The sequence below is a fragment of the Ochrobactrum sp. PL_is501 genome (genome assembly GCF_055816895.1).
This window is the reverse complement of sequence record NZ_JBVPGR010000036.1, coordinates 402,704-414,576: the sequence shown is the minus strand read 5'-3', so window position 1 is coordinate 414,576 and position 11,873 is coordinate 402,704. Positions and strand designations below refer to the sequence as shown.

Below are 11,873 nucleotides of genomic sequence, written 5' to 3'. Positions count from 1 at the left end.
GATGCGCTAAACACGCCTCACGAATTTAAGGGAGTTGCGGCGTGATCCGACATATTGTTTTCTTCAGCGTCAAGCAAGGTCAGGATATCGAGACGGTCAAAAAGGGGCTGGAACAGCTTGGCACCATACCCCATGCCGATCTTTTTGAAGTTTTGCCGAATTCCAAGGTCGATCCAATGTGCGACCGTATCGATCTGGTCGTTTATGCCGAATTCAAGGATGAGGAAGCGCTTTTTGCTTTCAAGAAGCATCCGACTTATGACGCGACAACGCAACTTGTGCGCCCGATGCGCGAACTGCGTTTTTCCGCAGATGTTGTGACGGACAAGTCCTGATTACCAGTCGGCCTGTGGTCTTTCCTGTAGCGGAAGGCCACCGAAAAGATCGGGTTCGCTGGACGTTCTCGCGCGCTCGATATTGAGAAGCTTGAGCTTGGTCGCAGTGCCGCCAGCCGCCGAAAACCCGCCAACCTTGCCATTGGAGCCCAGCACTCGATGGCAAGGCACGATAATCGGAAACGGGTTTTTGCCCAACGCATAGCCGACCGCCTGCGACAGACTCACATCGCCGATCCGTCTGGCAATCGCGCCATAGGTCGTCGTCTCGCCCGCTCTCAGCTCCAGAATGATTTCATAGACCTGCCGGTTCAAATCGGGCTGGGTATCGAGCGCCAGCGGCGTGCCGGAAAAATCGACATCAGCCCCCGTCAGAAGCGCGCGCACGCCTTCCACTGCGTTGCTGACAAAAGCCGGAAGATTGATATCTTCCGCACCGGGAAAACGCTCGCCAAGCCGGTAGCGGGTTTCCTTTTCGTCAGCGTCTCCAATCTCGACGCCAACGATCTTCGGGCCGCGCCAGGCAATGCCGCACGGTCCGATTTCTGTTTCGAAAATGGTAATGCCTGACGATTCCATGGAAGTAATATTAGCATGGTTTCGGCCGGGACAAATGCCGGTTATCGGGCAACCATCGGAACGTTCACGTGAAAAAGTCGTAACAATTGCGGAAATTGGCGCAGCGAAACGGTTGAAGAACGGCACGAATAATGATTGTGTTGTGGCAACCGGCCAATGCCCTTAAATGGCCAAAACGATTGACGAGAGTTTCCGGCACCTGTCGCGGCGGGAGCGGAACCGAGGAATTTAAATGGACGATTACGAGCGATATGCCACAGGGTTGATGATCGTTTTTGGCGCGCTGATCATCGGCGGGCTCATGGCGGCGAACCTGTATCACGGCGACAAGCCGGGCTTTTTATTCGCACTGGGCGCTGCTGTGGTCAGCTGGTTCGCGGCCTTTGCCGTCCTGTTTGACAAGCCGCGCGTCTATGGCGTGATGATTGCCGTTGCGATCGGGCTGGTTGCAGCTTCGATCGGTGCCTATGTCACCTGATCGGCAGATCTTTCGATCATGGACAAAGCCCCGCATGAGCGGGGCTTTGTCGTTTCAGAGATAAGGTGAATAGCACTGGCGCCGCGGCCCGTAATTGGGCTGGAATGTGTTGTCGTAGGCTCGATAGGAGCGATAACGATTATAGCACCAGCGCACATGCGGGTTGCCGCCGCGATAGATCGGGGCAGGACGGTAGCGATAAACCGGGCCGGGGCCCCAATAACGGCGGTCATAGCGATAATAAGGCCGATAACGCGGACGATCATGCCGCCAGTGGCGATGGTGTTCGCGCCAATAGCCACGGTCGCCGCGATAGTCGTAATATTGAACCTTCTGCACATTCGATGCCGGGGCCTGTGCAGACGGTGTCGCCATCGCAGACGGCTGCGCCGCACTGGCAGTCCCGGCAGCAGCGGAAAGTCCCAAGCCGAGTGACAAACATGCGGCAAACAGGGAATAAGCAAACCTTTTCATTGGTCTCTCCTCACAGCGCATTCCCGAAAGTATGAACCGTTTCGGAAAAATGCGCGCAAAAACAAACAACACATATTGTCCCTGCGGTCATTTTTGCCCCCACATTGTGGCGGGGCGGTGGCTCCGCGCAGTCACGATTTCTTCCTTCGGGCAATAGACGGGTGATGCTCAATCCGGGGCGGAAAACATTTGTCCCGAATTGACATAAAGATATGTTTATGTCATTAAGCGAACTTCCCGATGTGCGTATGGCAGGCAATATCAGGTGGGCATGTCCCAAACAGCCCCTTGGCCTGGTAACAGATTGAATACAGGCGGTGTTTTATGGCCTCTCCCCTCGATGGTCTTTTTGGTGCAACGGCAGCGCAGCCGGATGGCTCGGAAGTGCTGGCAGCTCTCACCAAGGCAGCGCGTGAGCGCATCCTGATCCTCGATGGCGCGATGGGAACCCAGATTCAGGGGCTTGGCTTCCATGAGGAACATTTTCGCGGCGATCGTTTCGGCGCCTGCGACTGCCAGCTTCAGGGCAATAACGACCTTCTGACGCTGACCCAGCCCAAGGCAATCGAGGAAATTCATTATGCCTACGCGATTGCGGGCGCGGATATTCTCGAAACGAATACCTTCTCTTCCACGAGAATTGCTCAGGCCGATTACGGCATGGAGGATCAGGTCTACGAGCTGAACCGCGATGGCGCGCGCCTTGCGCGCCGCGCCGCCTTGCGAGCCGAGCAGAAGGACGGCCGCCGCCGCTTCGTGGCGGGCGCTCTCGGGCCGACAAACCGCACCGCTTCGCTGTCGCCGGACGTTAACAATCCCGGTTTTCGCGCTGTCACCTTCGACGATTTGCGCCTGGCCTATGCTGAGCAGATCAGGGGGCTGATCGACGGCGGTTCCGATATCATCCTGATTGAAACCATCTTCGACACGCTGAATGCGAAGGCAGCTGTCTTCGCATCGGAAGAAGTGTTCGAGGAAAAGGGCATCCGCCTGCCGGTGATGATTTCCGGCACGATCACCGACCTGTCCGGCCGTACCCTGTCGGGCCAGACGCCGACGGCTTTCTGGCATTCGCTGCGTCACGCCAAGCCGTTCACCATCGGCCTCAACTGCGCGCTCGGCGCCAACGCCATGCGCGCGCATCTGGATGAATTGTCGACCATCGCCGATACATTCATCTGTGCCTATCCGAATGCTGGCCTGCCGAACGAGTTTGGCCAGTATGACGAAACGCCGGAAGCAATGGCCGCCCAGATTGAAGGCTTTGCCCGGGACGGTCTGGTCAATGTGGTGGGCGGCTGCTGTGGATCGACGCCGGAACATATCCGTGCCATCGCCGAGGCGGTTGCAAAACATCCGCCGCGCAAGCCCGCCAGGGTCGCGCCGCTGATGCGCTTGTCGGGCCTCGAACCTTTCACGCTGACCGAGGACATTCCCTTCGTCAATGTCGGCGAGCGCACCAATGTCACGGGTTCCGCCCGGTTCCGCAAGCTGGTGAAAGCCGGTGATTTTGCGGCTGCGCTTGATGTGGCGCGTGATCAGGTTGTCAATGGCGCCCAGATCATCGACATCAACATGGATGAAGGCCTGATCGATTCCGAAAAGGCGATGGTCGAGTTTCTCAACCTGATCGCCGCCGAACCGGATATCGCTCGCGTGCCGATCATGATCGACAGCTCCAAATGGGAGGTGATCGAGGCTGGCCTGAAATGCGTTCAGGGCAAGGCGGTGGTCAATTCCATTTCGATGAAGGAAGGCGAGGAAGCCTTTATCCATCATGCAAAGCTTGTCCGCGCTTATGGCGCGGCGGTGGTCGTCATGGCCTTCGATGAAACCGGGCAGGCCGATACCGAGGCGCGCAAGATCGAAATCTGTACGCGTGCCTACAGGATTCTGACCGAGCAGGTCGGCTTTCCGCCGGAAGATATCATCTTCGATCCGAACATCTTTGCGGTGGCGACCGGGATCGAGGAACACAATAATTACGGTGTCGACTTCATCGAAGCGACCCGGCAGATTATCGCCACCTTGCCACATGTGCATGTGTCGGGCGGCGTGTCGAACCTGTCCTTCTCCTTCCGCGGCAATGAGCCGGTGCGAGAGGCGATGCATGCGGTGTTCCTCTACCACGCCATTCAGGCGGGCATGGACATGGGCATCGTCAATGCCGGCCAGCTTGCGGTTTATGATGCCATCGATCCGGAACTGCGCGAGGCCTGCGAGGATGTGGTGCTGAACCGCCGCTCCGATGCGACGGAACGCCTGCTGGAAATCGCCGAACGTTTCCGCGATTCCGGTTCAAGGGAAGCCAAGGCGCAGGATCTGACATGGCGTGAATGGCCGGTTGAAAAGCGCCTTGAACATGCGCTCGTCAACGGCATTACCGACTATATCGAAGCCGATACGGAAGAGGCGCGTCAGTCTGCCGAAAGGCCGCTGCATGTCATCGAAGGGCCGCTGATGGCGGGCATGAATGTGGTTGGCGATCTGTTTGGCGCAGGCAAGATGTTCCTGCCGCAAGTGGTCAAGTCAGCCCGCGTGATGAAGCAGGCGGTAGCGGTTCTCCTGCCTTATATGGAGGAGGAAAAGCGTCTGAACGCGGAAAACGGCATCGGTGACGGCGAGCGCCAGAGCGCTGGCAAGGTTCTGATGGCGACCGTAAAAGGCGACGTGCACGATATTGGCAAGAATATCGTCGGCGTCGTGTTGGCCTGCAACAATTACGAAATCATCGATCTGGGCGTCATGGTGCCATCGCAGAAAATCTTGCAGGTGGCGCGGGATGAGAAGGTGGACATTATCGGTCTTTCCGGCCTCATCACACCGTCGCTCGACGAGATGGCGCATGTGGCGGCGGAAATGGAGCGCGAAGGCTTTGAGATTCCGCTTCTGATCGGCGGCGCGACGACCAGCCGTGTTCATACGGCGGTGAAGATTCATCCGCGCTATGAGCGCGGGCAGGCGGTCTATGTCGTCGATGCCAGCCGCGCTGTCGGCGTGGTATCGGGCCTGCTGTCGCCGGAAGGCAAGCAGGATTACATTGACGGTGTTCGCGCCGAATATGCCAAGGTTGCAGCCGCCCATGCGCGCAACGAAGCCGAAAAGCAGCGCCTGCCGATTGCGCGCGCCCGCGCCAACGCGCATAAGCTCGACTGGGATAATTTTGCGCCGGTCAAGCCGGCATTCACCGGCACGAAGGTCTTTGACGATTACGATCTGGCCGAAATCGCGCGCTATATCGACTGGACGCCGTTCTTCCAGACCTGGGAATTGAAGGGCCGCTACCCGGCGATCCTCGAAGACGAGAAGCAGGGCGATGCTGCCCGGCAGCTTTGGGATGACGCGCAGGCGATGCTGGCGAAAATCATCGATGAAAAGTGGTTCGCGCCAAAGGCGGTCGTCGGCTTCTGGCCAGCCAATGCGGTGGGGGATGATATCCGCCTTTTCACCGATGAAAGCCGGAAGCAGGAACTTGCAACTTTCTTCACGCTGCGCCAGCAATTGAGCAAGCGCGATGGCCGTCCGAACGTAGCCATGTCCGATTTCGTGGCGCCTGCCGAGAGCGGAAAGCAGGATTATGTCGGTGGCTTTGTCGTGACCGCGGGTATTGGCGAAGTGGCGATAGCCGAACGTTTCGAACGCGCCAACGACGATTATTCCGCAATCTTGGTAAAAGCGCTGGCTGATCGCTTCGCGGAGGCCTTTGCCGAGTTGATGCACGAGCGTGTGCGCAAGGAGTTCTGGGCCTATGCTTCCGACGAAGCCTTTACGCCGGAAGAGCTGATCGGCGAGCCCTATAAGGGCATTCGTCCGGCTCCCGGCTATCCGGCGCAGCCCGATCACACAGAGAAAACGACCCTGTTCCGCCTGCTCGATGCTACCGCCAATACCGGCGTGGAACTGACCGAAAGCTACGCCATGTGGCCTGGCTCCTCCGTGTCGGGTCTCTATATCGGCCATCCGGAAAGCTATTATTTCGGCGTGGCCAAGGTGGAGCGCGATCAGGTCGAGGATTATGCGGCGCGCAAGGGCATGACAGTCGAGGAAGTGGAGCGCTGGCTCAGCCCTATCCTCAACTATATGCCGGGTGCCGGAAAAGACGAGGATGCGGCGGCCTGACCGGCCGTCGCGAACCTTCCCTTTCCTGCTTTATCGACGCGCATCCGCCTGCCGACGTCTATTAAGCATAACTTAAATACTCGTCATTCTGACAGGTTTGCTGAACCCGTCAGACGGTTCTAGTGTTTACAGGATGCAAATCGGTTTCGGTTCTGCGGCGCGTGAGCATTTCCAGCGAAATGTGAGCGGCTTTCCATTCGCAAGTGCTTACAAATATAGTTGAAGAAGATGCAGCTGTTCTGGCAATGGAAAGCGCGTGTTGACATTTGTTTTCGAAGTCGGCATGTGAAGTATTTAATATTTAAGTACTTTATTAATTGCTAATTATATAAATAATAGTTGTGATAAAAATCTTCGGAAATTATCAATTTGTGTTCATTTGAGCGTGCTTTGCTATATGGTGGAAAACCGATGATTGTGTTAGTCCTCTGCGGCGCAATCGTTTCGTGTAATGGCGCTACATTTTAATAAAATCAAAATTAGAACTTAATTGGGATGTCTGCAATGAAATGGGAACAAATCTATGAATCCATGCAATCTGCTGACGACGTCGAACAGCTCCTTGAATACATAAATACCTATGCCAAACAGTGCGGATTTGCACATATGGCTTATGTCATGCGCGTTCCCCTCCTGAACGGCGTAGTTAAATGGCTTAGCTTTGGCTCTTTGCCCCAGGAATGGACCGATCACTATGCTGACAGAAAATATGCGGACGTGGATCCATTGATTCGCAAGGCTTTGAACAGCATCGAGCCATTGGTCTGGTCATCGAAGCTGTTTGCGGAGGCCCCGCAAATATGGACAGATGCCCAGCGCTTCGGCATCAAGGTCGGGATTTCCCAACCGTGCTGGGCGGCGCAAGGCGTGTTCGGCATGCTGTCTTTTGTGAGAAGCGGTCCGGCCCTGTCCTCTGGCGAAATTTCAATGTTGCGGCGCCAGATGCAAATCACGGCCAACCTGCTGCATCTGTCCATGTATGAACATCTCGACATTCCGACAATGAACTGCGTTTCCGAGGTGAACCTGACAACACGCGAGCGGGAAATCCTGCGCTGGACGAGTGAGGGGAAGACCGCCGAAATCATCGGCACGATCCTCAATATCTCGACGCGCACGGTGAATTTCCATATCAGCAACGTGCTGACCAAGCTCGTTGCGGTCAACAAGGTCCAGGCGGTCGCCAAGGCCCGTACCTTCGGACTTCTCTAACTCCCTTCCAGGTCCCTCGGCGGTTTGATCCGAAGGGCATCTTTCAGCGGCTTTCCGGTTTGCGCTTTTTCTGAAACGGGCTACACATTCATTATCATTCTCGGAGGATCAATGAATGACTGCCCAGCCGAACTCTCTTGAAGCCCGCGATATCCGCTACCATCTCCATTCCTATACTGATGCTGTCCGCCTCGAGGCGGAAGGTCCGCTTGTGATCGAGCGCGGCGACGGCATTTACGTCGAGGATGTAACCGGCAAGCGCTACATCGAAGCGATGTCGGGACTTTGGAGCGTCGGCGTGGGCTTTTCCGAGCCGCGTCTGGCGGAAGCCGCCGCACGGCAGATGAAGAAGCTGCCTTTCTACCATACGTTCTCCTACCGCTCGCACGGGCCGGTCATCGATCTGGCTGAAAAGCTTGTCTCGATGGCGCCCGTGCCGATGAGCAAGGCCTATTTCACCAATTCAGGCTCCGAGGCCAACGATACGGTTATCAAGCTGATCTGGTATCGCTCCAATGCGCTGGGCGAACCGGAGCGCAAGAAAATCATTTCGCGCAAGCGCGGCTACCACGGTGTCACGATTGCCTCTGCCAGCCTGACAGGCCTGCCCAATAATCACCGCTCCTTCGACCTGCCGATCGATCGCATCCTGCATACGGGTTGCCCGCACCATTATCGCGATGCGCTGCCGGGAGAAACCGAAGAACAGTTCGCAACGCGGCTGGCGGATGAGCTGGAACAGTTGATCCTCGCAGAAGGTCCGCACACCATTGCCGCATTCATCGGCGAGCCGGTGATGGGTGCAGGCGGCGTGGTCGTTCCGCCCAAAACCTATTGGGAAAAGGTGCAAGCCGTTCTCAATCGCTACAATATTCTGCTGGTTGCCGACGAAGTCATCTGCGGTTTCGGACGGACAGGCAACCTGTTCGGCAGCCAGACATTCGACATGAAGCCCGACATTCTGGTCATGTCAAAGCAGCTTTCGTCATCCTATCTGCCAATCTCGGCGTTCCTCATCAACGAGCGCGTCTACGCGCCGATTGCTGAGGAAAGCCACAAGATCGGCACGCTTGGCACGGGCTTCACGGCATCGGGGCATCCGGTGGCGGCGGCTGTGGCATTGGAAAATCTCGCGATCATTGAAGAGCGCGATCTGGTTGCCAATGCGCGGGATCGCGGCGCCTATATGCAGAAGCGCCTGCGTGCGTTGCAGGATCATCCTCTGGTTGGCGAAGTGCGTGGCGTCGGTCTTATTGCCGGTGTCGAACTTGTCATCGACAAACAGGCCAAGACAGGCCTTGAACAAGCGGGCTCGCTGGGCGCACAGGCAAATGCAGCGCTTCAGGAGCGCGGCGTGATTTCCCGTGCAATGGGCGACACGCTTGCCTTCTGCCCGCCGCTCATCATCAACGATCAGCAGATCGATACGATGGTGTCGGCGCTCGAAGCGGCGCTCAACGATGTTCAGGCGAACCTTGCCCAGGCATCACTCGCCAAGTAATAATTTGCTCTGGAGCCGTCCGAAAGACCGGCGGCTCCAGAGCGAAAACCTGTTTAATATCACAAAAATTGTATGATTTTCCGTAACTTGGCGGGAAATCGGCTTTTCTACGCGCGCGCAAATTTGTTCCGGCCCGGCTTGCAAATACGGTAGTTTTTCGCGCAAGCCAGTTGCAATACGCGATAGGTTTCTTTCACTTTCCCGCATCATTTCACGACAATGCGCGCACTGTGGCTTTTGCCGCATCTGCGCCGGATGAAGGCTTATGCCAACCCTCCCGCCAGTATCGAGTCCTATCCGGTTGCCGGGAGTAAGTAGTCGTGCATCATGCATCCCTGACCAAGAACCTGACGCATCTGCAACGCCTTGAAGCAGAGGCGATTCATATTTTTCGCGAGGTTGCGGCAAGTTTTTCCAATCCGGTGATGCTCTACTCGGTCGGCAAGGATTCGTCAGTGATGCTGCATCTGGCGATGAAGGCATTCTATCCGGCTCCGCCACCCTTTCCCTTTCTGCATGTCGATACGACATGGAAATTCCGCGAGATGATCGAATTTCGCGATGCTGAGGCCCGTGAGAAGGGTTTTGAACTCCTCGTCCATATCAACGAGGATGGCGTACGCGAGGGAATCGGACCTTTCAGCCACGGGTCGAACGTCCATACCCATGTGATGAAGACGGTCGCCTTGCGGCAGGCGCTCGACAAGTACAAGTTCGATGCCGCCTTTGGCGGCGCCCGTCGCGACGAAGAAAAATCGCGCGCCAAGGAGCGCATCTTTTCCTTCCGCAACGCACAGCACGGCTGGGACCCGAAAAACCAGCGTCCTGAGATGTGGAAGATCTACAACACGCGCGTTTCCGCCGGAGAATCGATCCGCGTCTTCCCGCTGTCGAACTGGACCGAACTCGATATCTGGCAATATATCCTGCAAGAAAATATCCCCATCGTCCCGCTTTATTTTGCAGCGCATCGCCCGGTGGTCGAGCGCGACGGCATGCTGATCATGGTCGACGATGACCGCATGAAACTGCGTCCAGGCGAGCAGGTGGAAAACCGGCTGGTGCGGTTCCGCACACTCGGCTGCTATCCGCTGACGGGCGCAATTGAATCGAGTGCGGCCGACCTTTCCGACATTGTCGAAGAAATGTTGATCGCCCGTACATCCGAGCGGCAGGGCCGCGCCATCGACCGCGATGAAGCCGGTTCGATGGAGAAGAAGAAGCGCGAGGGCTATTTCTGATGAATGCGGTAATCAAGCCTGTTGCGACCAATGCCGCAGTCAGCGATTTTCTGGCCGATCAGGAGCGCAAGACCCTGCTGCGGTTTCTCACTTGCGGCTCGGTGGATGATGGAAAGTCAACGCTGATCGGGCGGCTGCTCTACGACACGAAACTGATCTTCGAGGACCAGCTTGCTTCGTTGAAGAACGACAGCCGCAAGTTCGGAACGACCGATGACGATTTCGATTTTGCGCTTCTGGTGGATGGTCTGGAGGCTGAGCGGGAGCAGGGCATCACTATTGATGTCGCCTATCGCTTCTTTTCGACGCCTCGCCGCAAATTCATCGTCGCGGACACGCCGGGTCATGCGCAATATACGCGCAACATGGCAACCGGCGCATCGACTGCCGATCTTGCCATCGTGCTGATCGACGCCCGGCAGGGCGTGTTGACCCAGACCCGCCGACATTCCTTCATTGCCGCCGCACTTGGTATCCGTCACATCGTTCTGGCCATGAACAAGATCGATCTGGTCGATTTCTCGCAACAGGCCTTTGATCGCATCGTTGCCGACTATATGAGCTTCGCCAAAGAGCTTGGCTTTGCCAGCATCCAGCCCATCCCGCTCTCGGCGCGTTTTGGCGACAATGTCACGCTCCCATCGCCCCGCATGGACTGGTACGAGGGGCCGCATTTGCTCGAACATCTGGAAACCGTGCGCATCGACACGGAGGCGGCGGCAAAGCCCTTCCGCTTTCCTGTTCAATATGTGAACCGGCCCAATCTCGATTTTCGCGGTTTCTCCGGCACCGTGGCCTCCGGTTCGATCAGCGCCGGTGACGTAGTCGTGGTTGCCAAATCCGGCAAGACATCCCGCGTGAAGCGCATCGCCACCTATGACGGCGACCTGCCGCGCGCGTCCGAAGGCCAGGCTGTCACATTGGTGCTGGAGGATGAGGTCGAGGTTTCACGCGGCAACATGCTGGTGGGAACGGAAGCCCGGCCCGAAGTGGCGGATCGCTTCTCCGCCAATATCGTCTGGTTCGGTGAGGAAGCCTTGCATCCCGGCCGGTCCTATCTGCTGCGCACCGAGACAGATCAGACGCCGGTAACGATCAGCGAGATTGTCTACAGGACCGATGTCGACAGCTTCACCCGTCAGGAAGCATCCCGCCTCGACCTCAACGAGATTGGCCTTTGCCATCTCCAGACCGTGGATCAGATTGCATTCGACCCTTACGCCGACAATCGCGTAACGGGCGCCTTCGTCCTGATCGACCGGCTGACCAACGCGACTGTGGGCGCCGGAATGATCGACGGCGCGCTTCGTCAGGCGACGAATGTGCACCTGCAGTCCTTCGACCTCGACAAGCAGGCTCGCGCTGCGCAGAAATTCCAGAAACCAGCCGTACTCTGGTTTACGGGCCTGTCCGGCTCCGGCAAATCCACCATTGCAAACAGGCTGGAGCAGCGGCTCCATGCGCTTGGCAAGCACACTTATCTGCTGGACGGCGACAATGTCCGCCACGGCCTCAACAGCGATCTCGGTTTTTCCGAGGAGGACAGGGCAGAAAATATTCGTCGTGTCGGTGAGGTTGCCCGTTTGATGACCGATGCGGGGCTGGTGGTGCTGGTTTCCTTCATCTCGCCGTTTCGGGCTGAGCGGGATCGCATTCGTTCCCGGCTGCCTGAGGGTGAATTTGTCGAGATATTCGTGGATACGCCGATAGAGGAATGCATCGCCCGTGACCCGAAAGGGCTTTATGCGCAGGCCTTGCGCGGCGAGATAAAGGCTTTTACCGGGATCGATTCTCCGTATGAGCCGCCGGTATCGCCAGAGCTTCGTCTGGACACGACGGGCCGGGACGTTGACGAACTCGTCGCGGAAGTAGAAAAGTATCTTGCCGAACGTGGTATCATCGGCAGTTATGGCAGCGATTCCTGGTCGATCTGA

The 11,873-nt window shown here is 57.0% G+C and carries 9 protein-coding genes; 7 read left to right on the top strand and 2 right to left on the bottom strand.

Annotation, left to right across the window (positions count from 1 at the left end; translation table 11 throughout):
• Positions 1-41: 41 nt before the first annotated feature.
• Complete coding sequence (locus AC0TOF_RS15325; RefSeq protein WP_122003079.1) at positions 42-335, top strand: Dabb family protein; 294 nt, start codon at positions 42-44, stop codon at positions 333-335.
• Here the strand turns inward: AC0TOF_RS15325 and AC0TOF_RS15320 are convergent, their stop codons facing one another.
• Entirely contained in the window at positions 336-914 is a 579-nt protein-coding gene (locus tag AC0TOF_RS15320; protein ID WP_473768896.1) for a methylated-DNA--[protein]-cysteine S-methyltransferase, read from the bottom strand. It abuts the gene before it with no gap.
• 232 nt (positions 915-1,146) lie between these two features.
• Here AC0TOF_RS15320 and AC0TOF_RS15315 point away from each other — a divergent pair, with 232 nt between their 5' ends.
• Positions 1,147-1,392, top strand: coding sequence for a hypothetical protein (locus AC0TOF_RS15315; RefSeq protein ID WP_010658028.1), 246 nt, complete (start codon positions 1,147-1,149; stop codon positions 1,390-1,392).
• 54 nt (positions 1,393-1,446) lie between these two features.
• On the opposite strand, the gene AC0TOF_RS15310 is transcribed toward AC0TOF_RS15315, so the two are convergent.
• Positions 1,447-1,866: a BA14K family protein gene (locus AC0TOF_RS15310; protein ID WP_473768895.1), complete on the bottom strand. Its 420-nt coding sequence runs from the start codon at positions 1,864-1,866 to the stop codon at positions 1,447-1,449.
• 324 nt (positions 1,867-2,190) lie between these two features.
• On the opposite strand from AC0TOF_RS15310, the gene metH reads away from it, so the two are divergent.
• The 5 genes from metH to cysN all read left to right on the top strand — a co-directional run bounded on the left by metH (position 2,191) and on the right by cysN (position 11,873).
• Positions 2,191-5,985, top strand: a complete 3,795-nt coding sequence (gene metH / locus AC0TOF_RS15305; protein ID WP_122003082.1) for a methionine synthase — start codon at positions 2,191-2,193, stop codon at positions 5,983-5,985.
• 504 nt (positions 5,986-6,489) lie between these two features.
• Complete coding sequence (locus AC0TOF_RS15300) at positions 6,490-7,197, top strand: LuxR family transcriptional regulator (protein ID WP_473768894.1); 708 nt, start codon at positions 6,490-6,492, stop codon at positions 7,195-7,197.
• Positions 7,198-7,312: 115 nt separating this feature from the next.
• Complete coding sequence (locus AC0TOF_RS15295) at positions 7,313-8,698, top strand: aspartate aminotransferase family protein (RefSeq protein ID WP_473768893.1); 1,386 nt, start codon at positions 7,313-7,315, stop codon at positions 8,696-8,698.
• A 320-nt stretch (positions 8,699-9,018) separates the two neighbouring features.
• On the top strand, positions 9,019-9,939 hold the full coding sequence (gene cysD / locus AC0TOF_RS15290) for a sulfate adenylyltransferase subunit CysD (RefSeq protein ID WP_473768892.1): 921 nt from the start codon (positions 9,019-9,021) through the stop codon (positions 9,937-9,939).
• Entirely contained in the window at positions 9,939-11,873 is a 1,935-nt protein-coding gene (cysN, locus tag AC0TOF_RS15285) for a sulfate adenylyltransferase subunit CysN (protein WP_473768891.1), read from the top strand. The genes cysD and cysN overlap by 1 nt, the downstream gene beginning before the upstream one ends.